This is a genomic window from Sphingobium sp. PNB, from assembly GCF_019873065.1.
GTDB classification, from domain to species: domain Bacteria; phylum Pseudomonadota; class Alphaproteobacteria; order Sphingomonadales; family Sphingomonadaceae; genus Sphingobium; species Sphingobium fuliginis.
In genome coordinates this window covers 10,283-32,109 of record NZ_JAINEZ010000064.1, presented here as the reverse complement: position 1 = coordinate 32,109, position 21,827 = coordinate 10,283, and the positions used below count along the sequence as shown (strand labels likewise).

Annotated in this window: 25 protein-coding genes; 8 read left to right on the top strand and 17 right to left on the bottom strand. The window is 63.7% G+C overall.

Annotated features, from left to right (window positions below):
- Positions 1-106 precede the first annotated feature (106 nt).
- Positions 107-1,066, bottom strand: coding sequence for a HEPN domain-containing protein (locus K7W03_RS19090; RefSeq protein WP_222887079.1), 960 nt, complete (start codon positions 1,064-1,066; stop codon positions 107-109).
- Between the two features lie 243 nt (positions 1,067-1,309).
- On the opposite strand from K7W03_RS19090, the gene K7W03_RS27905 reads away from it, so the two are divergent.
- Entirely contained in the window at positions 1,310-1,477 is a 168-nt protein-coding gene (locus tag K7W03_RS27905; protein WP_226870308.1) for a CopG family ribbon-helix-helix protein, read from the top strand.
- Positions 1,478-1,614: 137 nt separating this feature from the next.
- Here K7W03_RS27905 and rlxS read toward each other — a convergent pair whose 3' ends face one another.
- From rlxS to K7W03_RS19010, 15 genes are all read right to left on the bottom strand, one after another.
- Positions 1,615-3,627: a relaxase/mobilization nuclease RlxS gene (gene rlxS / locus K7W03_RS19080; RefSeq protein WP_222887078.1), complete on the bottom strand. Its 2,013-nt coding sequence runs from the start codon at positions 3,625-3,627 to the stop codon at positions 1,615-1,617.
- 379 nt (positions 3,628-4,006) lie between these two features.
- A complete protein-coding gene (locus K7W03_RS19075) occupies positions 4,007-4,153 on the bottom strand; it encodes a hypothetical protein (protein ID WP_222887077.1) in 147 nt (48 codons plus the stop codon).
- A 272-nt stretch (positions 4,154-4,425) separates the two neighbouring features.
- Entirely contained in the window at positions 4,426-5,115 is a 690-nt protein-coding gene (locus K7W03_RS19070) for a pentapeptide repeat-containing protein (protein WP_222887076.1), read from the bottom strand.
- A 93-nt stretch (positions 5,116-5,208) separates the two neighbouring features.
- Positions 5,209-5,859, bottom strand: coding sequence for a lytic transglycosylase domain-containing protein (locus K7W03_RS19065; RefSeq protein ID WP_222887075.1), 651 nt, complete (start codon positions 5,857-5,859; stop codon positions 5,209-5,211).
- A complete protein-coding gene (locus K7W03_RS19060) occupies positions 5,847-6,419 on the bottom strand; it encodes a S26 family signal peptidase (protein ID WP_222887074.1) in 573 nt (190 codons plus the stop codon). The genes K7W03_RS19065 and K7W03_RS19060 overlap by 13 nt, the downstream gene beginning before the upstream one ends.
- On the bottom strand, positions 6,416-6,673 hold the full coding sequence (locus K7W03_RS19055; RefSeq protein ID WP_066699761.1) for a helix-turn-helix domain-containing protein: 258 nt from the start codon (positions 6,671-6,673) through the stop codon (positions 6,416-6,418). Before K7W03_RS19055 ends, K7W03_RS19060 begins: the two co-directional genes overlap by 4 nt.
- Positions 6,674-6,849: 176 nt before the next feature.
- Positions 6,850-7,170, bottom strand: coding sequence for a DUF736 domain-containing protein (locus tag K7W03_RS19050; protein WP_222887073.1), 321 nt, complete (start codon positions 7,168-7,170; stop codon positions 6,850-6,852).
- 864 nt (positions 7,171-8,034) lie between these two features.
- Positions 8,035-8,370, bottom strand: a complete 336-nt coding sequence (mazF, locus tag K7W03_RS19045; RefSeq protein ID WP_066699765.1) for an endoribonuclease MazF — start codon at positions 8,368-8,370, stop codon at positions 8,035-8,037.
- Complete coding sequence (locus tag K7W03_RS19040) at positions 8,370-8,612, bottom strand: AbrB/MazE/SpoVT family DNA-binding domain-containing protein (RefSeq protein WP_066699767.1); 243 nt, start codon at positions 8,610-8,612, stop codon at positions 8,370-8,372. The genes mazF and K7W03_RS19040 overlap by 1 nt, the downstream gene beginning before the upstream one ends.
- A 124-nt stretch (positions 8,613-8,736) precedes the next feature.
- Positions 8,737-8,937 (bottom strand): hypothetical protein, encoded by a 201-nt coding sequence (locus tag K7W03_RS19035; RefSeq protein ID WP_222887072.1) that lies wholly within the window; start codon positions 8,935-8,937, stop codon positions 8,737-8,739.
- Positions 8,938-9,117: 180 nt separating this feature from the next.
- The gene (locus K7W03_RS19030; protein ID WP_222887071.1) at positions 9,118-10,992 is read right to left on the bottom strand and encodes a ParB/RepB/Spo0J family partition protein; all 1,875 of its coding nucleotides are present in this window, start codon (positions 10,990-10,992) and stop codon (positions 9,118-9,120) included.
- 116 nt (positions 10,993-11,108) lie between these two features.
- Positions 11,109-11,510, bottom strand: a complete 402-nt coding sequence (locus tag K7W03_RS19025; RefSeq protein ID WP_222887070.1) for a DUF2958 domain-containing protein — start codon at positions 11,508-11,510, stop codon at positions 11,109-11,111.
- Positions 11,507-12,565, bottom strand: coding sequence for an ArdC family protein (locus K7W03_RS19020; RefSeq protein WP_222887069.1), 1,059 nt, complete (start codon positions 12,563-12,565; stop codon positions 11,507-11,509). The genes K7W03_RS19025 and K7W03_RS19020 overlap by 4 nt, the downstream gene beginning before the upstream one ends.
- 462 nt (positions 12,566-13,027) lie before the next feature.
- Entirely contained in the window at positions 13,028-13,516 is a 489-nt protein-coding gene (locus K7W03_RS28245) for a DUF2285 domain-containing protein (RefSeq protein ID WP_222887068.1), read from the bottom strand.
- A 97-nt stretch (positions 13,517-13,613) separates the two neighbouring features.
- Positions 13,614-13,961 carry a transcriptional regulator domain-containing protein gene (locus K7W03_RS19010; RefSeq protein ID WP_222887067.1) on the bottom strand — a complete coding sequence of 116 codons (348 nt, stop codon included), beginning with the start codon at positions 13,959-13,961 and terminating at the stop codon, positions 13,614-13,616.
- Between the two features lie 92 nt (positions 13,962-14,053).
- Between K7W03_RS19010 and K7W03_RS19005 the strand changes: the two genes are divergently transcribed.
- The 7 genes from K7W03_RS19005 (at position 14,054) to K7W03_RS18975 (ending at position 19,723) form a co-directional block, all read left to right on the top strand.
- Entirely contained in the window at positions 14,054-14,821 is a 768-nt protein-coding gene (locus tag K7W03_RS19005; protein ID WP_226870307.1) for a LuxR family transcriptional regulator, read from the top strand.
- A gap of 56 nt (positions 14,822-14,877) precedes the next feature.
- Complete coding sequence (locus tag K7W03_RS19000; RefSeq protein ID WP_013041121.1) at positions 14,878-15,477, top strand: acyl-homoserine-lactone synthase; 600 nt, start codon at positions 14,878-14,880, stop codon at positions 15,475-15,477.
- Positions 15,478-15,493: 16 nt separating this feature from the next.
- Positions 15,494-16,360: a phytanoyl-CoA dioxygenase family protein gene (locus K7W03_RS18995; RefSeq protein ID WP_226870306.1), complete on the top strand. Its 867-nt coding sequence runs from the start codon at positions 15,494-15,496 to the stop codon at positions 16,358-16,360.
- A gap of 6 nt (positions 16,361-16,366) precedes the next feature.
- Positions 16,367-16,972: a GntR family transcriptional regulator gene (locus tag K7W03_RS18990; RefSeq protein ID WP_226870305.1), complete on the top strand. Its 606-nt coding sequence runs from the start codon at positions 16,367-16,369 to the stop codon at positions 16,970-16,972.
- A 171-nt stretch (positions 16,973-17,143) separates the two neighbouring features.
- A complete protein-coding gene (locus tag K7W03_RS18985) occupies positions 17,144-17,263 on the top strand; it encodes a benenodin family lasso peptide (RefSeq protein WP_126516753.1) in 120 nt (39 codons plus the stop codon).
- Between the two features lie 52 nt (positions 17,264-17,315).
- On the top strand, positions 17,316-17,972 hold the full coding sequence (locus tag K7W03_RS18980; RefSeq protein WP_222887064.1) for a lasso peptide biosynthesis B2 protein: 657 nt from the start codon (positions 17,316-17,318) through the stop codon (positions 17,970-17,972).
- Entirely contained in the window at positions 17,972-19,723 is a 1,752-nt protein-coding gene (locus K7W03_RS18975) for an asparagine synthetase B family protein (RefSeq protein ID WP_222887063.1), read from the top strand. The genes K7W03_RS18980 and K7W03_RS18975 overlap by 1 nt, the downstream gene beginning before the upstream one ends.
- Here the strand turns inward: K7W03_RS18975 and K7W03_RS18970 are convergent.
- Positions 19,720-21,825: an Atxe2 family lasso peptide isopeptidase gene (locus K7W03_RS18970; RefSeq protein WP_226870304.1), complete on the bottom strand. Its 2,106-nt coding sequence runs from the start codon at positions 21,823-21,825 to the stop codon at positions 19,720-19,722. The two genes, K7W03_RS18975 and K7W03_RS18970, sit on opposite strands and share 4 nt — an antisense overlap.
- Positions 21,826-21,827 lie beyond the last annotated feature (2 nt).

The window sequence follows — 21,827 nt, the reverse complement described above, 5'->3', positions numbered from 1 at the left end:
GATGCCGGTCGTCCGCGCAATACAGCCAGCCGCAGCAAATGCCCAGAGCGGGCCCGAAACCGAGCGTCGTGAATAAGAGAGGTTAGGGCGATCATCGCCCGATCGATCAGGCCCCCGCGTCCACCCGAAGCTGTTCGATTCTCTCGCATGCGGATATTTCGACGGCATCCCGCAACATTCGGACGGACCGGGCAATCGCCTCCAGATCCTCGGCGTTAATGTCGTACGCAGCCGAGTATCGCGCCTCGACATAGGCGCGCTTCAACAGTTCGAACAGGCGACGCTCTGCCCTTGTGCCCCGTGGCCAAGCAGAGATCAGACGCGTCTCAATATCTTCGGCAAGGGATCGGAGAAACTTGATATTGTGGGACCGAGGGAAATACAGTGTTCGGACGAGTAGGAAGCAAGCGTATGCTGTTTCAGCCGCTTGATGAAAGTTAAAGGCCGCTTTGCGCTTCCAATCAATGTCACCTTCCGATTTCGATACAGCATATTCAGCCAGATCGATCCAGTTATCGAGTGATTTGATCTGTTCCCAATAATATTTACTCGCCATCTCGAAAGCATCGCGAGACGTAAGCGGCTGCGGCGCTACCAAACTCGACCCCGGCAATTCGTAGAGCACGATTCCTTCACGAGCGATATCGACCCAGAAATATTCACCCTTCCGCAGTCCCTGATTCACTTCATCGAGCGTATGGACGATGATGTTGACGGGGCGGCGCACAGCGTCATCGTGCAGGATCTTGTCCTCGGCGATATACCAATAATCAGCGATGTCAGTGAGATCGGCATGGCTGACGATGATCAGCAGATCGAAATCTGACTGATAGCCATTTTCAGGTTCATCGACCCAATCCGTGCGCGAATAACTCCCGAAGAGAACGATCTTCAGGATCCGCCCATTGCGCTTCCAGGACTGGCTTGCGCGAGAGGTCGCCTCGGCAAATTCGCCAAGGAGAATTTTCTGGACCCGCGCCAACTCGCCGCGCTGGACATCCGGCAGGTGATCAAGATCCGTTTTCATGTCCGGATTCTCGCGGGATTTCCTTTCCTTGGCAAGCACCTATGAACTTGTCCTGGAGAAGCGAAGCGTACACAATCATGGCACAGGGACAAGAGCAGCGCTTCCCGGCCACGGCTGTTGCATTTGCTTGCCAAGCCAAGAGCCTTTTGAACAACTTTCATGACGATTGGGAGTGATGAAGATGGCAACAGGAACCGGGGTCTTGACAGCCCATGTGCCGGTGGGACGGCCGATAAGATCGATGCCCCGGTTGCTCGCATTGAACGTTCGCGACGGTGGATCATGAAGCAGGCTCTGGCGGCATGGATCGACCAGGAGGAAGATCGGCACAAGATGACGCTTGAAGCCTTGGCAGATGTAGACGCGGGCCGGGTGATCGATCATCAGAATATTCAGGCCTGGGCTGACAGCCTTGCGACCGACAGCCCGCGGCCCTCGCCCACCGCGTAAAGATTCAGTGGATCAGCAAGGCGTCGTCGGTTCCTTTGCGCCCGCATGAGCGCCTAGGGCCGGTCGCACCTGATGCATCCTCGCGTGTCGTATCGCGAGCGGCAGTCTCCACGTAACTGACGACGGTCTTCCCAAGGTCAACTGATCGTCGGCCCGCCTCGACCCCGCCCGAAGGACCAGCTCACGCCATCTTCGCGCATCAGGCCCGACACGCTTTGCCCGACGCGCCGCTCCAGCACTGGCCGCCAGGGCACGAGCACAAAATCCCGCGACCGTTCGAGTACCGCAAAGCGCCCGGAGATCAGGTCGACGCGGCGCCTGTATATGCCCTCGAGCTTCTCGTCCTCGACAGTCTCGGCAAAGGGCAAGGCCAGTTCGCGTGACAACTGGCCCGCCACGCGCAAAAGCTCACGTCGCCGCAGGACAGCAAGCAGATCCTTGCGATAGCGGATTTCGCCTTCGCCCCGCTCGGCCAGTCCCTCCTCCACCAGCCATTGCCGCCGACGCGCCAGGGCATCCGTCATGTCACGACCAAAGCCTGAATTGCGCAACTGGGGAGGATCACCATCGACCAGCGTGCGATCGAGCCAGGTCGCCGCATGGGCGGTCGCCAGGTCCGCGACACCCACGGGCGAGAGCATCTCGATCATGACGGGCTGGGTTCTGAGTTGCCGACGCTCGAACGCCGCCACGCGACCGAGATGGTCGGGGGCGATGACCCAACTCCCGTCGCCCGAACGCCCGGCAATATCCCCGGCACGCGCAAGCGCCTCGAGCCTGTGGACATGCGCCTCGACATAGTCCGAACGCGCGCCCGGGTCATGGAGGCGATGCGCTTCGCCATCATAGCGTCCGCCATTGCCAGCCGCGACGGCGGCGATCGTCCGATCGACCTCGCGGACGGCTGCTTCCCTCGGCCTGATGGCGACAACGGCGGTGCCTTGCTGAGGACCGTCCCCCTCGACGTGCGATGGTGGAAGCGAATCGCCGGTTTCGCCCTTGCCGATCGGCACATAATAGGTGCGTCCGTCGATGCCGTCGATCAGCAGAAAATGACGGTCCTCCAGTTCGTCGGCAAGCCCGCGCATGAGTATGCGCCCGATGAGCGGCGAGGCGCCTGCCTCGGCCGGATCATAGATAAGCTGGTCGGCGCTTGACCGCTCCAGCCGCAGCCGCGAAAATTCGCGCTGCATCGTGCGGATGATGTCTCCCCGTTCACCCATGGTGCGGAGGACGGATTCGAGATCTGGGTCAAGCCGATAGCGGCCGGTGGGCAGAGGCTCGGCCAGCCCCATACGCGCGAGATGCCCAAGCCTGCTCGCCTGCAAGTCATGTTCGAGGGGATCGCGGGCAACGGGTTTGACGATATGGTCATCGGCGATGCGGAGCAGCGAACGGTCGATCGGCGTGAACCTGTCCTGCGTGATTTCCGCGCGGCGCGAGACGAGAATTTCGCGATCGCTTCTGGGACCAAGATCCAGTTCGACGAGTTCAGCCGCACGCTCGCGCAATCCCCTGCTGATATAGTCGCGCGCAATGACAAGATTGTCGCCATTCTGATCGACGCCCCGGAGCAGGATATGGCTGTGCGGATGGCCCGTATTATAATGATCGACCGCGACCCATTCGAGCCGCGTGCCGAGATCCTCTTCCATCTGCATCATGAGACGGCGGACAAGGGGTTTGAGATCCTCATATCGATCGCCATCCTCCGGCGCGACGATGAAGCGGAACTGATGCCTGTCTCCACTGCCCTTCTCCAGAAAGGCCTTGCCGTCGGCATGGTCCTCCCCGGGACCGTAAAGCGCGCTGCGGTCACCCGCCCTATTGGTTCCGTCCCGCTGCAGATAGCGCAGATGGGCAACCGCCTGGTTCCCGCCCTTGCCGCCCAGCCTCACAAGCCGCGCCTTGACGATGACACGCCGGCGCCGGAAGAACGCATTGCTTGTCCCAACGCTAAGCAGCCGGCCGATGCCGGCGCCGCGCCCATAGCGATGGCCGGAAAAACCGGCTCGCCCCTTTCGTCCAGGCCCGGCGCCGCGCGCCAGATTGGCGGCTGCAACCACTCTTCCCATGTAGCGCCGCGCCTTCGGCCCACGCGAAGCGCGCTGCCGTCCAATCCGGGGCACCAAATCCTCATCATCGGCCATTGCATGGTTCCTGCTCTGGCCCCTCTCGCCACCAGAGTGCGGCAATGCCCGCGCCATGGGAAGCGGTGCCGTCAGAAAGGCCGGGAATCCGTGACTATTCGAAAGGCATGGCACTGGGAAAACGCCGATCGCAGAACATGGCACCATGAAAAATGATGTGCAGACAAGAGGTTAGACGACCCCTGGTGCCGGCACCTTTATCTTGCCTTCCGCGACTCCCTCCGCACTGGGCCCTCTTCGGCCGCCTGCCCTTCATCCCATCGATCCTGTACATCGCCGCCATCACGCACCGGAAAAGACATCCATCCGGTCCTGCCGCGAACGAAAGGAAAGCCCGGGACAGCGCCCAATGGCACTGTTCCGGGCATGGCTGGCGTCATCAAGGGGCTGCCTCGTACACCTCTGCCAGACGGTCCCGTTCGTCCAGCGCAACCTGCAATTCAGCCGCGATCTGCCGCGCTTCCCGACGGTCGCGACAGCAGCTGAGTTCAGCGCGCAGTTCCTCGATTTGCTGTTCAATCGACATTCCAGCCTCCATCATCTTGCGAAAGATGAAGACGTCGCCCGCGGTGGAACGGGCCGGGTCAAGCACCGCGAAGCGGCCGCGCCAGCGGCGATGGGGGTCACGATTTTTCGTGGGGAAAGCGCAGCGTCCCCCACGAAAAATGGTGGGTCCCCGTCGTCCTTGAGGCGGCCCGTTCCGCCCCGGCATCATGGGAAAGCCTGAGCGGATTTTCCTCTTTCCTCGCCTGGCCACGCGTCTGTCCTGGGCGACAAGCCCGCGAATTTTGCCTGGCGCTAGCGCACCTTCAGTCCGAGTTCGCCCAGCAATTCTCCGGCCTGCGCACGCGATATGGTTGCGCCGCGGAAGAGGCTTGCATCGACGAGCCGCAGGCCGCCAATATCCGCGCCGCGCAGGTCCGCGCCGTCGAAGCGCGATCCCGCCATGCTGGCATCGCGCAGGCTGCACTCCTCGAACACCACCTGCCGGAAATCGCACTTTCGAAGATCGGCCTGGGAAAAATCGACCTTCCGCAGCCTGTCATTGCGAAAGGAAAATCCAGGCAATCGCGCATTGATGAGGAGCGTTTCCTCGATCCCAATCTCCATGGCGGAAGCATCGGTAAAGTCCGCGCCAGTCAGTTTGCAACCGCTGAACCGAGCGGCGTAAACCTTGGTTCGGCGAAAGTTGGCATTGTTGAAATCGCTGGCGCGGAAGCTGGATTCTGCAAGGGTGGCGCTGGTAAAATTGGCAAATGCGCCCCGACAGCCATGCCAGACCACGCCCTCCAGGTTCGCACCGCTCAGATCGGCATCCCGCAGGTTGCAGCGCTCGAAGTGCCAGCCGCTTAGGTCGAGCCGGGACAGGTCGGCCTCTTCCAGGTCGCAATCGACAAGATGGCGGCGAGTCGAGGGGCTGAGCTGCTGAACATCGTCACGCGACAGCGATCGGCCGCACAGCATATGCTCGGAGGAAAGGTCGTCCATCGCTCCCTCCTAAACCCGAAATGGTCGCTATTCCACAACCGCCTTGTGGTGCGGCCTGCCCCGGAATGCTGAACAACAGGACAAGGCCGATGCTCAATAGGCCCGGCGTACGGCGAAAAGCGGATCGGATTTCGCTATGCCCTCAGTTGGCGTGTCGGCAGGCTCGGCTGCGGGTGGCCTAGCATGATAGATGAACAGGAACGGAGGCTTTGTCGCCGGCGGGTTTAGCTGGGGTGGGCGTAGCGGCGACAGCGTCCGAGCGGCCCCGAGCGATGCAGTGATATTGGCCATATAAACGCGCGTTTCCGGCGGCAACGGCCGGCCTTCGATGAGAAATTGCCGATAGCGCTCAGGACCGGCATGATAGGCACCGAACAGTCCGGGATAGCCGAAGCGCTGGTTCATGGCGGCAAGATAGGCGGTGCCCGCAACGATATTGTCATGGGGATCGTGCGGGTTCTGTCCGAGCCCATGAAGCCTTCGCATGTCCGCCCAGGTGCCGGGCATCAGCTGCATCAGGCCCATGGCCCCGGCGGAGCTGGTGATGGGCCTGCCCTGCCAGACCGTGCGGCCGCCGCTCTCCGCGCGCATGACCGCCTCGACCCATAGCCGGTCGACCCCGAAACGGACCGACGCCTCGGCTATCTCCCCGGCCCAGTCGGCAACTGGGTCGGCGCGCAGCGGTGTTGCCCAAAGGATCAGCCCCGTTGCGATCGACCGCAGGCATCGCGTCAGCCCAGCCATAGCGGGCTCGCCTTGCCGATGATGTCGCCCTCTCCCACCGGCCCGAAATATCGACCGTCGAAAGATGCCGGAACCCTGTCCATGAGGAGGAAAAAGCGGCCGGGAAGCAGGCCCTCGCAACCCTCCCACCAGGGCAGGGCGCGACCCAAATTGTCGTGCGGCAGACGCCGCGCGATCAGCTTTCCGTCCAGCGTCACCCTCTCGCCGCGCGCGCAGATGATGTCGCCCGGAACGCCGATAACGCGCTTTACCAGTGGCACGTTCGTGGGGAGATAATGCCGCCGCGCGGCAAGCAGGCGGGCCGGATAGGGCGCGCGCGCCACCACCATGTCGCCGCGCGCAAGCCTTGCCCCGGGGGACACCAGATAGAAGCCGACCGGGGCGCTCGCTGTCGCATTCCAGAGCAGGCGCGGGGGCGGCGGGAAGGCGATGGTCGCCCCCAGCGCAAGCGCCCCCAACCCGATCCAGATGGCATGGCGCCGTAGGCGGCGGCGCCTGGCGCGTGCCGCGCGCAACGCCTCGCCCCAGGCGAAAAGCGGAAGGTCGCGAGGCCGACTCACGCGCCTTCTCCCGACCTGCGGGCCGCCGACCACGCATCAAGATCATCGACATGATAGCGCCAGCTTCCGCCATGCATGCGGCAAAGCGGCCCCCGCCCCTGATGGCGCAAGCGCTTCAGGGTGTTGGCGGCGATCCCCAGATGAAAGGCCGCCTGCTTGGCGGTCAGATAAGGGCAGGTATTCCGCGCGATCCGGGCGCGCTCGGCCAGGTCCCGCGGTTGGGCGCCGGGGCGTTCCTTCGCATGATCTTCCATGGCTGTTTTCCTTGGCGACCCGGCCCCGGAAGGGAGCATGTGGGTCAGATCGGCCCATGCTGGGGTGATCCGGCCCATCGCGGCACGGTCGGAAAATGGGGGGTGCCCTTTTCGACCCCCGCCGCGATCATCCGGTCCCGGCCGCATGGAAAGCAACCGGGACCGGCGACGGACCATCAGTCGGCCGGATTCCAGATGATGGCGAAGGCATCCTCATCATCCTGCCCGGCGGCCCGGCCCAGATTGGCGTAAAGCCGGCGTGGTCCGAATTCCGGGGCGGCAAGGCTGAGCGATACATAGTCCTTGCCGGAGGTTTCGCTGATCCGGATCCAGCCCGCCCCGATCTCAACCCCCGACGCCAGGACGCGATAGTCGGGCTGGGTACTGCCATTCTTGTGGCCGTTGGGGATGATCTCGACATCGGTGCGAATCGAGAGGGTGCGAAGCTGGCCCTTGAAGCCATTTCCGTTGCGGGTGACATAACCGATTGCAGCCATTTTCTGTCTCCTGTCGTGTGCCCGCGAACCATTTCCGGGCGACAGCAGGCCAGGAGGGCCGGGCCGCAAAGGCCTCACGCACCGCAGGCCGAAGCGTCAGCGAAGGACCGGCCGGCCAGCCTTATTTGGTCCGCGAGGAGCCCTGCCAGGGGCGGGGAAATAAGGCGCAGCCGAGCCGGTTGCGGGAGGGCGGGCCCGGCCCAGAAGCCTGCTTTTCAAGGCGCCGGGATGGATCGCGCGGCAGCACAATCGGGAAACGATGGCATGCATGGCCCGTCAGTCCGACAACCAGGAAAGAAGGCCGCGTTGCATAATGCCCCAGTCCGTTTCGAATGGCCCCAGATGCGTGAATGGCATGTGCTCATATCTTTCGTGGAGAGGTCAGCCGGGTGCGACAGAGTCGGCTGGCCAGTCAGGAACTCCGGTCACAATGGCCATCGTGGCCCGCGCTCCGCTATCGAGGACTCTCGCTCGACCCTATGCCAATCTCGGCCGGGCGCCCGTCAACCAGCAGCGCCCGCGCTTCACCCGCACGACGACTGATCGTCAAAAAGCAACGGGTGCATCATCCCGTCACACAAGGCCTGCGCTGTGGCTATCAGAAAATCCAAGGGTTCCGACTCCAGCCGGTCCACATCTTTTGGGAGAGGAAATATGCAGACATCAATGCCGCTATTCCTATGGCCGCGAAAGGGGCAAGCGAAATTGTGCGGCCCTTCGGCAAAGGGTATCGACAAGTTGGCATCGCCCTCGGCCCTGGACCCGCTGGAGCGGTCGATCTGACTGAATCAGATCGACCGCTCCATTTCCCTGATTGACCGCGATTACTCAACCGTCAGATGATGCCATCTGACTGGAAATCGCTCAAAGACCCAGAAGTGCGCTTATCTTGGCGCGCACCTCATCGATCACGGCCGTTGATACGGAGCCCTTTTTCTTCGCTCCCCGCGCCTTCCAATCGAGACTCTTGATCTGATCGGACAGCACGATGCTGGGCGGTGCCTGGGACACGGTCACTTCGAAAGGATAGCCCTTGATCTGGCTCGTCATCGGGCAGCAAATCATCATGCCCCGCAGCTTGTTGTAGGCCGCAGGTGAGAGGACGAGCGCAGGACGATGCCCCGCTTGCTCATGTCCGGCCTGGGGATCGAATTGCAGCCACACAATATCGCCAGTGTCCGGAATATAGCGACTGGCCATCAAAGCACTTCATTGCCGACCGGGGGGCCAAAATCGACAATCTCGTGGAACGTCTCCGGCTTCATGTCCGCAAGCAATGCGTCGAGCGTGTAGACAGGCTTCAGGACGGGCTCGATGATGAGCCGGCTACCTTCCTGGCGAACTTCGACCTCCTGACCGACATTCAGCGCGGCAGCCGCCATGATGGCGGAGGGAATCCGGATTGCAGCGCTATTGCCCCACTTCTTTACCTGAATACCCATCGGACACTCCCTTGTATCGACATTGATGATACACTAGCAGAATGACGCAATGTGTCAACAAATGTATCTACATTTCGAGTGGAAGAAGCCGGGTATCCAGGTGGCGCGCGCGGCCTGATGCCGGTCAGTGACGCCGGATCACCATGCCGCTCTGATCACACAGGCTGCAAACGCCCTTGAAGCGCTGAAAACCATGGCTTCCGGCCAGTTCATGGCTGGCAAGCGCCACATCATCCAGCGAGAGTTTCTGCGCGATGCAAGGGTCGCATACCGGTTCGGGCGCAAGGCGTGCGACGAAACGCGCTACCTCGTCCAATATCTTCATTATCTGCCCCACGACACGCCGTTCCCATGCGGAACGGCGCAGGGAGAGGCAAGGAGAAATGGGCCGCGCGCTCAGGCCGGAACGGCGTGGGCGCGCGGCCCATTTTTTTCATGCTGTATCTCGCTCAGGCCCAATGGACGGGATCGCCGCGCGATCCCGTCCACCCCATATGAGCCTCCGTCAGGCCGCGAGCCGGTCCTGCTCGGCGCGATGCCCCAGCGCATCCCTTTCCTCTCCATCGGGGTCGGGCAGGGCCGCACCGCCCTGCGGCGGCACCGGATCATCCTCGCGGCCCTCCGCCGCACTCGCCGCCGCGCAGGCCGCTTCATGGGCGCTGACCGATCCGACGCCGCCGCGCGCGGTATAGGCGGACGGCGGAAAGGCCATCCAGCGCGGCACCCATCCGGCGCGCGCCTGCCGCCCATTTTCCCCGCGCAGATGGTCGCCCAATATCCGACGCTGGGTCCGGGCCTTTTCCTTCGCATTGGCCGCCGCGACAGCTTCCCCCGCCACCTCGGCTAGCAAGGCACCCAGCAATTCGCGATCCCGCAGCAGTGCAAGAAAGGCGTCGTCGCTCTCCCACCATTGCCCCATGTCGAGCCCCAGGACGAGGCCGAGCGCCTCGACGGCGGCGCTGCCGCTGGCGAGGCTTTCGCCCATGACAACCGCCACAATGTCCATGAGCGCTGCATCGGGAAGGTCGAGCATGCGGTGGAACAGCGTGACAAGATCGGGTGCACCATGGCCGCCAAGAAGATGGGCCTCGTCGGGATCAGCGCACAGGAGCGCCAGCACCGCACGCCGCCGCTCGTTGAACAGGGCCTCGCCCCGGCTCGCGGCGAGGCTCTGCGCGACATCCTCATGGCGTGCCGTCTGGGGTTCAGGCCGTATCGACCAGAGCGATGAGCCTGCGACCGCATGGGCCAGCATCAACCGCAGCGCGATGCCGGGCCGGTCGAGCAATGCTGCGCGTACGGCGACATGGCGATGGAGATCGACATAGATATTGAGGGTGGAGGTGAGTTCGGGACGAACCACCCTTGGCCGGTCTGCATCGCCCTGCCTTGCTGCCTTCAGCCGGGCTTCCTTGCGGCTGAGATAGCCCTCATGGATGACGGCCTCGCCATTGGAGCGCAGATCGACATAGACGCGCCCGCCCTTGCGCTTGGGCGCCTTCTCATATTCCCAGACCGAAAAATGCTCGTTGACGGGTATGATCACCACATCGCTCCAGCCCGCATCGAGCCACGCCTCCCGGCGCGCGGCGATGGCGGCATGTTGCGCATCCCAGAAGAGAGCGGCATCGGCAAAATAGGCGTCATCGCCAAAAAGGTCGGAGACGATGGCAAGGCCGCTTGCCTGCGCGTCAAACAGGGCATGGCGGACCGGAATGGACTGTCCGCCAAAAAGCCATGCCTTCAACTGATGCCCGGTGGGCGCAGAGCCATCCTCGTCATCGAGCAGGGCAAGCCATGCGCGCTGCTGGCCTTTCGATGCCATGGTGAGGTGCCGCACCGTCGCGCGGTCAACGGCCTCCCGGTCGTAGAGCTGGCGGATGCGGGGCAGGAGATTGCCCAGAGCAAGGATGCGCCGCACGGCGATGTCGGGAAGACCGAAGGTCGCGGCGATATAATCCACGCCGCGCCCTTCCTTCACCAGCCGGGTGAAGGCCTCCCATTGCGCTACTTCGGAAGGATCGCGGCGCGCGGCATTCTCGATCAACGAAGCCTCGATCGCAGCGGCATCATCACCCGCCTCGAGAATGGCGCAGGGGAGCGCGGCGCATTCGGAATCGGCCTCGCCCGCCGCGCGTTTTTCCTGCCAGGCGGCGCACGCGGCATGAAAGCGGCGGCTTCCGGCAATAATCTCATAAATGGGGGCGTCGTTGGCTGGCTCGTCGGCTTCACATCGGCACGGGCGCACGATGATGGGCTGGATCACGCCGCGCCTGCGCACCGTCGGCAATATGTCGCTTATGTCGGGGGCCTTCCTGCTCCACCGCATATTGGCCTTGCTGATGCAGAGCCGGTCGAGGGGAATAAAGTCTAGTTTCATGGGATACTCCATTGTCGCAAATGGCAGGCCCTGCCGCGAACGGACCGTCGCGGTCGGCAGATGACAGGACCTGCCCTTGAATGGGCGGCAAGCGGCCGCCCGCGCCTTGCCGCCGCTCAAGGCGGCGGAAGCTCGTCGGTCGGCCGGGCCATGAGGCTGCGGGCGAGAAAGGACTGGGCTGCAAGGATCGATCCGGCACGTCGCGCCGTGCCGGCCCAGACCGAAAGCGGATGCAGCGAGGTAAAGGCAAGGTCGCGCTCGATCCGCAGGCCAAAGGGCAGGCGGATGGCCTCGATCTCTCGCAGCGAAAAATATCCCAGTTCCGGGCAGCCAAAGCCGAGATCGGCGAGGCCGAACAATGTGTCGCCGTCCCGCGCCAATTCGGTGACCAGCCAAGTCGCGGTCCCGATGGGATTGAAGAATTTGGCGAGTGGGCAAGGGTCAAAGCCCAAGATTTCGGCGCTCGCCCGCGCCTGCGCGCGCAAGCGGGCGCGCAGTTCATAGGAAAGGAGGATCATGCCGCCCTCCCATCCATGGACGTGGCGGCGATGGCTGGATCGGGTGCGCCCTCTCCACCCACGCCCTGCCGGGCAGCGCGATGCTTCTCCAGCAGCCAGTCGGCGGCAAGGCTGGCCGCGCGCGCCGCGCGGAAAATGGCCCTGCTGTCCTCGCGAAGCACGGCCAGCCACGCGCCGATATAGTCGGAATGCCGCACGGTCGGGACGATCCCCAGCGAGGCGCAGAGGAAGGCCGATCCCATTTCCGCGATCAGTTCCTCGCGGGCATAGCCCGCTGTCCCAAAGCCATGGGAAAGATCGCGGCCCAAGCGCGAGACATGCCCCGTCGCGTGGGTCAGCTCATGCAGGCAGGTCCGGTAAAAATTGATCTGCTCGAAAAAGGCCGGTTGCGGCGGCACCTGCACGATATCGAGCGAAGGCATATAATAGGCCTTGTCCCCGCCCATGCGAAAATCGACGCCGCTCGCCGTAATGATTTCCTCGGCTAGGGGCCTGATTTCGCGCTCAGGCAGCGGCGCGGGATCGGGCAGGATGCGATGCTCCAGCCCCTCGCACTGCGCGACATTGAAGACCGTGAAGCGCTTGAGAAATGGAATGGCCCGCGCCTCCTCCCCGCTGTCCTGCGCCCGCGCCTTTTCGGTTTCGGGAATGAAGCGGTCGGCATAGACGACCATGCAGCCATGCTCGCCCTTGCGGACGGCGCCGCCTGCCTGCCTCGCCTGCCGGAAAGTCAGCCAGCTCTGGCTGGGATAGCCCTTGGCGATCACCTCGCCCCAAAGCAGCAGGATATTGATGCCGGAATAATTTCGGCCGGTCAGCGCATTGCGGGGCAGGGCTGGACCGCAGCCAGCGCCCTCGCCCGCCTTGCCCCAAGGCTGCACCCAAGGCAGCCGCCCGGCCTCCAGTTCGGCTATGATCCGGGCCGTCACCTGCTCATGGATAGTGGGCGGCGCATTGTCGCGCGAGCCTTGCGCCCAATCGCCTGCGTGGCTGCCTTTTGAACGTGCATGGTTCCGACGCCGGTCAAGGGCGCGGGATGAAGAACGGGACGTCATGCCTAGCCTCCAAGCACCACCCCAAAACCAAAATGGTCCCCCGCAGGGCGGGGGTGGGCGGCAAGGAGCACGGCAAGGCCCGCGGCCAAGCGCCGAGCGCACCCGACAGGGCCGAAGCGAAGCGGAGGAATGGCGGCCTGCCGCCATTTGCGGGAGGTGCGCGCGGGCCTAGCAGGGCGAGCGAGCCCATCCCCGCCTCAAGGGATGGACCACCATCGCTCACGCCGCGGCGCTCCGCGCCGCGTCCATCAGGGGGCCGGCATGACGGACCCAGGCGCCAGGTGAACCGTGAGACGTGCCCCGCTTCAACCACACCGCGGGGCCGAGACCCGAGGCAGGCAGCGCGAGGCAAACTCCTGCCGGTCAGGCACCGGCAATGGTCTCAAACAGCCCACCCAATCTTTCGCCCTGTCGCCATGGTCGAAATCGACCATGCGCATGCCCTGCCGATCCTCTGCTCTCCTATTTCGATCGCATCAGCAGCCGATAGCCGCCCTGCGCCATGGCGCGGGCGGATTTCACCATGCGCCGCACGCGCTGGCGCACATGGTCGGTCCGGCCTTCCCAGCCCGCTTCCACCGCCAGTGCCCCGAACAAGGCTTTGCCGATTTCGCGGTGGCTGGCCCCCGACGCACGCGCATCATGGACGCGCAGCAGCGCCAATCCCCGCCCGATCACGGGATCAGCGGGATAGAGCGGCGCGCGAAACCGGCCAGTCCTGACCAGATCAAGAAAGCGCTCGAGCGTTCTCAGGCGCCGGGCCGCCATTTGCGAGCCCCATATCTCATAATGCAGCAACACAGCGCCCCGGGTGTGGGTCAGGCTGCCTGCCATGATGTCGATTCTCAGATGCCGAAGCCCATCGCTCAGCACGGCATGTTCCCGGCCCATGGTATCGGTCGCGATCCGCAGCCACGGCAGCAGCTGCCCAAGCTCGATACTTTCCTCCACCGGCGCAGAATGGTTGGCGATGACGACAGGCAGGGTCGCAGGATCGATATCCGCACGCCAGATGATCCGAGCCTCCGGTGCCGGGAGGTCGGGATGTTCAGCGAAAGTGAAGCCCCCATGGCGACGGGTCCAAGGTACCTCTGGTGATGCGGCTCGCCTGCGCATGCCAGGCGACATAGTCCGGATCGCGGCGCAGCCATTCCCACATCAGTCCCGCGCGATCGATTCCGCGCAGCCCGGCATAGCATGCCGGATCCTGCCAATTTTCGGCGGCAGGACCCGCGGCGCTCCGTCTCACCGCTCGCTTTCCGGGCGAACCGGCGGCGCTTTGGCCGCTCGGAATGATCGAAGTCGGCGATCTTTGCTGCACGGCAGCAAATATGTCCCCGGACAGGAAAAACCATGATATGTCAGTTTCATGACAAAACCTGCCGGTCGGCGGCATGAGGCCCCGCCTTTCGGCCACAACAATGAGGAAAGGCCGGCTGCAGGACGCGCGGCAGCTTGAGATGCCGCCTGCGGCCGGGACGCGTGCGCATGAGCATGCATCAGGAAGCGATGCATTACCTCCAATGCATCAACCAGGTTCGGACGCGCGACGACATGGGGTTCGTCATGCGCGTGATTGCAGAGCAGCTGGGCTTTCAATATTTTGCCCTGACCCAGCATGTCGATGTGGTCGCGGCGGGCAGCGGCGTGATCCACATCCACAATTATCCCGACCGTTGGGCGGATTTCTATGCCGCGAACGCGCTGGGCATTACCGATCCCGTCCACAGGGCCTGCCATATGACCAGCTGGGGGTTTCGCTGGACACAGATGCCGACGCTCATACCACTGACGAGCGGCGACCACAGGCATCTCGCACGCGGAAGGCAGGCGGGGATCGGCGACGGTTTTACCATTCCCTCCAATATCAGCGGGCAGCCCCCAGGGTCCTGCACCTTCGCCAATGCGGGCGATCGCCCCCTGCGCGAGGACAGGCTCCTCCTGGCGCAACTGCTTGGCAATTATGCGTTCGATGCCGCCCGGCGACTCTGGTCGATGCCCCGGCAGGCCATGACCGCGCCGCTCATCACCGACCGGCAGCGCGACTGCGTGCAGTGGGCGGCGCGAGGCAAGAGCGACTGGGAGACCAGCCAGATATTGGACATCAGCAGGGAAACCGTGACGAGCCATATCAAGGAAGCCTGTGCACGCTACCAGGTCAACAAGCGGATATTGCTCGTCGGCCGGACGCTGGGTGACGGAACCCTGACGATCAGCGACATTGGCGGCTGGAGCCATCCCCATTTCTGGGAATAGCGGCGACTCAGCCTCCGAACCGACCCTTGATCGCCTACGACCAAGGGAGCTTATCCATGTTGCATATTGTGAAAGAACCGTTCCGGCCGCTGCCGGACACCGTGTTGCGCGCCATGTTCGCGGCCCGCAAATCCGTCTTCGTCGATCTCCTCAAATGGCAGATTCCGGTTCTCGACGGCCGGTTCGAGGTCGACCAGTTTGACGATGAACATGCGCGCTACATCATCCTGTCCGAACCCGACGGCACCCATCTCGCCTCGGCGAGGCTGCTGCCGACCCAGCGCCCCCATATTCTCGACAGCTTCTACGCCAGATTATGTGACGCGCCACCGCCGCGCGGCGGGGACATTTTCGAGATCACCCGCTTCTGCCTCGACCGGAACCTGCGGGCGGCCGAACGGCGGGTGGTCCGCAACCGCCTGGTGACCGCGATCGCGGAGCATGCGCTGGAGAACCGCATCAGCCGCTATGTCGCCATCGCCGAGATGAACTGGTTCCAGCAGATCCTGGCCTTTGGCTGGCAATGCCGGCCATTGGGCGCGCCGCAATGGCATGAGGGCTCGCTGCTCGTCGCGTTGGAGATAGAGATGGGCGCGGACACGCTCGACCGGCTCGCTGAGGCCGGGATCTATGATCAGGCACCGATGGCAGCGTGAGACGGGAGACGCGATCATGACCGAACCCCTTCCCACCAGTGCGTCGCGCCTGATCGAGCAATTGTTCGACCAGGGCTGGTCCGTCCTACCGCACGCCTTGCCCGAAGGCGTCATCGCCGCGCTGGACACAGACCTGTCGTCCTCTTTTGCGGAGACTCCCTTCTGCCAGGGACCATTTTATGGCGAGACGACCAAGCGCTTCGGACGGCTGCTGACGCGGTCGCCCCATGCAGAAGCACTGGTGCGGCATCCGCTCATCACCCGGATCGCCCGGCAGATTCTTAGCCCCTGGTGCGACTGCATCCAGCTCAATGTCGGGCAGGCCATCGCCATCCACCCCGGCGCGCCGGCGCAGGTGCCCCATCGCGACCAGGATATGTGGCAAGCGCCCAAGGGAGAGATCGAATATCTCGTTAATATCATCTGGCCATTGACGCCCTTCACCGTCGATAATGGCGCGACGCTGGTCTGGCCGCGCAGCCACGGCGCCCAGGCGCTCCTGCCCGATCCGATCGACGATCCGATCGCGGTCGGGATGGAACCCGGCTCCGCCCTCATCCTGCTGGGTTCCACCCTGCACGGTGCCGGCGCGAACCGGACCGCTGCTGTGCGGCGCGCGATCGTCACGGGCTATAGTCTGGGATGGCTCAAACCCTATGAAAATCCCTGGCTTGCCTATCCGCCCGCAGTCGCACGCCGATTTTCTCCTGAACTGGCCGCGCTCGCCGGCTATCGCCAGCACCGCCCCAATCTCGGCAATTTCGAGGGACAGTGTCCCTCGGTCCTGCTGACTGGCGCGCCTGATCGCCCGCTGGCCGCCATCGATGCGCTGCGGCCGGACCAGCAGGACATGGTGGCGGCCTTTGCGGCGCGGCAAAGCTGAATCAGGATGAACGCCGGTCCAACCTCCGAGCGGGTTCAGCAAAGCCTGAGACGCCTCATCATGGAACGGGGCTATCGTCCCGGATCCCGTCTCGATCCTGCGGAGCTTTCCGCAATCCTGGCATCGAGCACGACACCGATCCGGGAGGCGCTCAGCCATCTGGCGGGCGAGGGTCTCGTCGAAGCGCGAAGCGGCGGGGGCTTCCTTGTGCCGCTGATCGACGAGCCGGGCCTCAAGGATCTCTACGCCTGGTCGGGCGACATCATCCAGCTCGCCCTGCGCAACGTCCGCTCTTCCCTGCTGCGATCGATCGAACTCGATCCGGATTCCTCATCGGGCGCGGACCGGGCCGCGCACCTCCTTCACCGCATCGCGAGCGCCTCCAGCAATCGCGAACATGGCGAAGCGATGGAACGCACCAACGCCCGCCTTCATGTCGCGCGTATCGGCGAAGAAGACATTCTGGGCGACACTGGGGAAGAATTGCAGGCGCTGGCGCACAGCGCGCGCGCCGGTGACATCGGGCTGCTGCGCAGGACCTCATCAACCTATCATCTGCGCCGCCAGCGCGCCGCGGCAAAACTGCTTCGCGGCATCTATCGAGACGAATAACAGGCGGGACATTCCGCCTGCAACTTGTCGAAGAGCAATATCCATTCCTCCCGATCATTCCATATATTCGCGATATCGGATCCGTATAAATTTCGGATAGGGCCGTCCGCTTCCTACGCTCCATGGTGCTGCAAATAGTCGCAGCAAAGCCAAAGCCAAGGAGTGAATATCATGGAACGTGACAATGACGTGATCGAACTCGGCGCGGTCAGCGTGGAAACCAAGGGCCCCGGCGGCATCACCGGCGATGTCGGGCTTGGTGAAAATAATTTCGGCCTTTCCGACGACTGAAGCGATGGCGCGCAGCTTCGCGGCTGCGCGCCTCGTCCGTTCGAGACACAGAATGAGCGGCTATACACTGCGCGATGGTCTGAGCTTCTGCCGGACCGAGGGACAGGTCATTTTCCTCGACCTCCATGCCGATCGCTATTTCGGCCTGCGGCCAGCGCTGGACCAAGCGTTCAGATCCCTCATCGACGCCAACCACATCGATGCCCGGCAGTGCGACGCCTTGCTGGAAGCGGGCATCATCATCCGGTCGCCGGTCGGTATCAGGCCTGCCCCCTGCCCGCGCTCGCATGCATCCGAGGCCAGGCTGCCCATTGCGAAGCCGCGCCTGTCACCAGCCTATCTCGCAAGCGCCCTGACCCGCCGGTTCTGGTGGCGCGCGAGACTGAGACAATTGCCCTTCTCGCGGAACATCCGCTCGATCGAACGGCGAAAGCTTGGCGTGGCCCCACGGACGGCCCCGACCGACCGGCTTGCCCATATTGATCAGGCCTATCGCCGGGCCGCCATGATTGTCTCTGCCCGTGACCAGTGCCTCCCCACCGCGCTGTCGCTCGCGTCATGGCTGATCGCGCTCGGCATCCGACCGGATCTCGTCCTGGGCGTCAAGCTCAACCCCTTCCAGGCCCATAGCTGGGTCGAGGTCGACGGCATGGTCGTCGCCGATGATCCCGATCAGGTGCGTCCCTTCTGCCCGATCAGGATCATCTGATGGAGAGATTTGTCGCCATATTCGCGCCGAAACCGGAACGCAGTCCTATCGCGCCGCCGATCCGGAGCGCGATTTCTCGCGCCGAGGCGCTGTCGGTCATGATCAACCGGGACGATATGCTGGTCGCAAGCGGCGGCGGACAAGTCCGGCATCTGGGCGATGATATCGGCATGGTCATCGGCCCCATTTTCGGGACCGGCAAGAGCGATCCGGCGACCCCGCCCTCGGATGTCGCGTCCAGCGGCGATCCGTCAGATCTCCATCGCTTCAGCCAGGACTATTGGGGTAATTTTGTCGCGATCCTGCGCGATCGCGCGGCAGGCTTTCATGTTCTGCGCTCAGCCTTCGGGCACCTGCCCTGCTTCCATGCGGTGCAGGGCGATCAGCTCATTCTCGCTTCCGACATGGCCCTGCTGTCGCTTGGCGGATGGAGATCCCGTGGGGTCGAATGGTCCGCCATATTGCGCCGTCTGGCGCTTAAGGATATCCCCTCGCCCTCCACCTGCCTCATAGGCGTGCAGGAATTGTGTGGCGGCTCCCGTCTCCATCTCACCCCAGAAGGGCTGAGCGTCACGCAGACATGGAACCCATGGGACCGGGCTGGCAGGCGCCACTGGATCGACGACCGGGACGAGGCCGCGCACATGATCCGGCGCGCGGTATCGACCGCGACCCGCGCCAGCATCATGGGGACCAAGCGCGCCATGCTCATGTTGTCGGGCGGGATAGACTCCTCCGTGCTGACCGCTGCGCTCGGCACCCATGGCTGCCCTTTTACCTGTTTCAATCTCGCCAGCCGCGGCGCCATGGGCGATGAACGCCATTATGCCCGGATGGTCGCATCCCATCTGGGCGCTCCGATCGTCGAAGCGCAATGGGATGTCGCTATGGTCGACATCACCCGTTCCGATGCCAAGGATCAGCCCAATCCGCTCGCGCGCAGCTTCATGCAGGGCACCTCCCGCCTGCTCCATGAGGCGGTCGGGGCAAGCGGAGCCGATCTCACCATCGATGGCGGCGGTGGGGACAATGTCTTCTTTTCCTTGCGGTCCATCGCGCCGGCGACCGACGCTTTCCTGCGCGGACGGAGCCTGGGTGAAGGCTGGTCTACCGCCAAGTCGATCGCGGCCATGGCCGATGTGAGCACGATTACGGTGCTTGGCCGGGCAGTGTCACGCGCGTTCCGCCGGTCGCCGGCCTATCGCTGGCGGCCTATGACCCAATTTCTGTCCCCGCAGGTCATGGGCGAAACAGCTCTTGTACCACGCCACCCTTGGCTGGAGCCGCCCCGCGGCGGTGAAACCGGGACGGCCGCCCATATCGCGCTCATCACCGCCGCCCAGAGCTGGGCCGAGGGCAATGATATTAGGAGCCCGGTGCGCCATGTGACGCCACTCGCCTCGCAACCCGCCGTGGAAGCATGCCTGCGGATACCGAGTTGGTGGTGGTTCAGACAAGGGCAGAACCGGATCGTGGCACGGGATGCCTTTCGCGAACTTTTGCCAGCAGCCGTCGTCGACCGCAGGACGAAGGGCACGCCCGATAGCTATATCGCGGAAATCTTCACCGCGAACCGTTCCGTCATCCGCGCCATGCTGCTCGACGGACATTTGCGCCGGGCCGGACTGCTTGACCTTCCCCTGCTCGAGCATGTCCTGGTCGGCGAGGGTTACGTCCAGGGCACGACCTATCACCGCATCATGCATCTTGCGGACGTCGAGGCATGGGTGGCGGGGCAGACCCAGGATTAGGGAGGAAAGGGCTGTTTTAGGCGCAGCCTGTCCCAGATCGCATATTGCGCCGCCTTGCGCGGATCGGGATCTTTCTTGCCCTGAAGCCAGTAGAGGAACCAGTCGACATTGCGTTCGTAGATCGCCAGCCGGTGTCGCGGCTGCCATTTATTATGATATTCATCGGGAAAGACATACATGTCGACCGGCTTGCCCTGTTCGCGCAAGGCGGCGAAGACGTCGATCGCGGTCAGATATTCCCGATCCGCCAGCTGCATGAGCAATGGCGTATCGATCGACGCGGCATTGCGGATCATCGAACCTGGCTCCCAATAGTCCCGATCGTCGGATGTGGCGGGCGGGAAACCCTGCGACCGCATCTTCCGGGCAAAGGCCGGGCCGATGGTGGCGTTCACGGTCCAGGGTTCAAGACAGCAGGTGCTAATCGCGGCGGCGGCAAAGCGGCGGTTGTTGATGAGGGCAAAGCCGACCGTGCTCGATCCATCGCTCAAACCGGTGATGCCGATGCGGTCCGGATCGGCAATTCCCATGTCGATGACGCGCTGGACCCCGGTCATGACCGAAGATTGCATGCTGCGCCTCTCCCCCCAATTCCGGTCATTCTCGGCCAGCAACTTCTGCCAGTCCTTGTTGAGCGGGTTGATCGCCCCGACATGGGGCGGGCGGTCCAGGCTGAGAACCGCAAAGCCTTTCGCCGCGAACAGATGGATCGGATATTCATTGCCGGTCGCGCCCCGCAGAAATCCGTTGCTGCGATAGGTCGTCACGATCATGGGCAGCCTCTCTCGTCCATCATAATCGGGCGGCAGGGCAAGATCGCCGGCGACTTCCAGGCCCAGGTCGTTCCGCCATTCCAGCCGCTCGACCCTGCCGAACCGGATGGATCGATATTCGGGATTGGGATCGTAGAGCAGATCGGTACGTCCGTCTCCCGGATCGATCCGCACGATCCGCGGCGGCACGCTCGCGCTTTGGCGCAAGCAGACAAGGTCCCCACCTGCGAGCTCACAACCGCTGATGACGTCGCTCGTAACAAATATTCTCCGTGGCGGGCCGGAGCCAGGCCGCCAGCGATAGAGCGCCGTCGACCGGTCATTCCAGCCCTCGCGGCGCAGGAAGAGCAGGGGACCACCATGGGACATCCACCAAAGTCCGGCAAACTTGCCGCGACAGGCCTCACCCGGACAGGGGATTTTCACGCCAGCCACAGAGGACATGGCCAGCGCCCATGGGCTGGCCGGATTGGCGGTGACATGCTCCGTCTGGATAAAGCGCCCATCATCGGCCCTCGCCGAAAGCGGAAGGATTGCATAGCCGATCGGATCGGGGCCCAGCAGCGCCTGGTCACCTTCTTCGCCGGGCCGGGCCTCTCCCCCGCCCGGATCGACGCGAAACAGGGACAGGGCTGTCGTGGCGAGCGGCATGGGCTTGTCGCCCATCATCGGCACATAGCGATCATCATAACGAAAGCCGGTCACGGCCTCGCGCGCCAATGCGGTCCGCTCCGCCATCTGTCCGGTCCGGCTCGCATAGATGAGCGACCTGCCATCAGGCCCCCAGGCAAATTGCTCCACATCGACGGGAGAATGGGTGACGGCCCGGGCGGGACCGCCATCGGCACGCACTGTCCAGAGTTGGGTGACACCCTTGTCCCGCCGCAGGAAGGCGATCCACCGGCCATCGGGCGACCAGGACGGCGCGAGCAGGATCGGAAATCCCGTCGGCAGGATGACCCCGCGATAATCGCCGGTCCCGCCAATAAACTCTCCGCCCTGATCGAGAAGCCGCGGCTTCGCGGATGGCTTCACATCCATCACCGCAAGGCCGATGCAATAGCTATTGGTCGATGCCTCCGCCCGGATCAGGATGAAGGCGAGCTGTCTGCCGTCCGGGGAAAGTCCGAGCGGGCTCTTGTTGCCAAGAAGGGCGCCATCGCCCCGCCCGATGTCGCGCACGCCGAGCAGGTCCTGCGCCGTGATGGCGCGTCGCTTCGTCATGGGCGCAGGGACCGGCAGCAGGTCGCTGCAACCCGCCGTCGCCGTGGAAGGCAAGGCGAGAAGTCCAACGCCCGCGGCCAGCAGCGCGATCGATGTCCTGTCCATGA

Bases quoted from the DNA above. Each gene is read 5' to 3' on its own strand.
- K7W03_RS19030 (WP_222887071.1), bottom strand. From the start codon at position 10,992: ATGAAACTAGACTTTATTCCCCTCGACCGGCTCTGCATCAGCAAGGCC.
- K7W03_RS19020 (WP_222887069.1), bottom strand. From the start codon at position 12,565: ATGACGTCCCGTTCTTCATCCCGCGCCCTTGACCGGCGTCGGAACCAT.
- K7W03_RS19025 (WP_222887070.1), bottom strand. From the start codon at position 11,510: ATGATCCTCCTTTCCTATGAACTGCGCGCCCGCTTGCGCGCGCAGGCG.
- K7W03_RS18990 (WP_226870305.1), top strand. From the start codon at position 16,367: ATGAACGCCGGTCCAACCTCCGAGCGGGTTCAGCAAAGCCTGAGACGC.
- K7W03_RS19035 (WP_222887072.1), bottom strand. From the start codon at position 8,937: ATGAAGATATTGGACGAGGTAGCGCGTTTCGTCGCACGCCTTGCGCCC.
- K7W03_RS18970 (WP_226870304.1), bottom strand. From the start codon at position 21,825: ATGGACAGGACATCGATCGCGCTGCTGGCCGCGGGCGTTGGACTTCTC.
- K7W03_RS19065 (WP_222887075.1), bottom strand. From the start codon at position 5,859: ATGGCTGGGCTGACGCGATGCCTGCGGTCGATCGCAACGGGGCTGATC.
- K7W03_RS19075 (WP_222887077.1), bottom strand. From the start codon at position 4,153: ATGTCGATTGAACAGCAAATCGAGGAACTGCGCGCTGAACTCAGCTGC.
- K7W03_RS19000 (WP_013041121.1), top strand. From the start codon at position 14,878: ATGTTGCATATTGTGAAAGAACCGTTCCGGCCGCTGCCGGACACCGTG.
- K7W03_RS19050 (WP_222887073.1), bottom strand. From the start codon at position 7,170: ATGGCTGCAATCGGTTATGTCACCCGCAACGGAAATGGCTTCAAGGGC.
- K7W03_RS18980 (WP_222887064.1), top strand. From the start codon at position 17,316: ATGAGCGGCTATACACTGCGCGATGGTCTGAGCTTCTGCCGGACCGAG.
- K7W03_RS18975 (WP_222887063.1), top strand. From the start codon at position 17,972: ATGGAGAGATTTGTCGCCATATTCGCGCCGAAACCGGAACGCAGTCCT.
- K7W03_RS19040 (WP_066699767.1), bottom strand. From the start codon at position 8,612: ATGGGTATTCAGGTAAAGAAGTGGGGCAATAGCGCTGCAATCCGGATT.
- K7W03_RS19005 (WP_226870307.1), top strand. From the start codon at position 14,054: ATGAGCATGCATCAGGAAGCGATGCATTACCTCCAATGCATCAACCAG.
- K7W03_RS18985 (WP_126516753.1), top strand. From the start codon at position 17,144: ATGGAACGTGACAATGACGTGATCGAACTCGGCGCGGTCAGCGTGGAA.
- K7W03_RS18995 (WP_226870306.1), top strand. From the start codon at position 15,494: ATGACCGAACCCCTTCCCACCAGTGCGTCGCGCCTGATCGAGCAATTG.
- K7W03_RS19010 (WP_222887067.1), bottom strand. From the start codon at position 13,961: ATGCCGCCGACCGGCAGGTTTTGTCATGAAACTGACATATCATGGTTT.
- K7W03_RS19055 (WP_066699761.1), bottom strand. From the start codon at position 6,673: ATGGAAGATCATGCGAAGGAACGCCCCGGCGCCCAACCGCGGGACCTG.
- K7W03_RS19070 (WP_222887076.1), bottom strand. From the start codon at position 5,115: ATGGACGACCTTTCCTCCGAGCATATGCTGTGCGGCCGATCGCTGTCG.
- rlxS (WP_222887078.1), bottom strand. From the start codon at position 3,627: ATGGCCGATGATGAGGATTTGGTGCCCCGGATTGGACGGCAGCGCGCT.
- mazF (WP_066699765.1), bottom strand. From the start codon at position 8,370: ATGGCCAGTCGCTATATTCCGGACACTGGCGATATTGTGTGGCTGCAA.
- K7W03_RS27905 (WP_226870308.1), top strand. From the start codon at position 1,310: ATGAAGCAGGCTCTGGCGGCATGGATCGACCAGGAGGAAGATCGGCAC.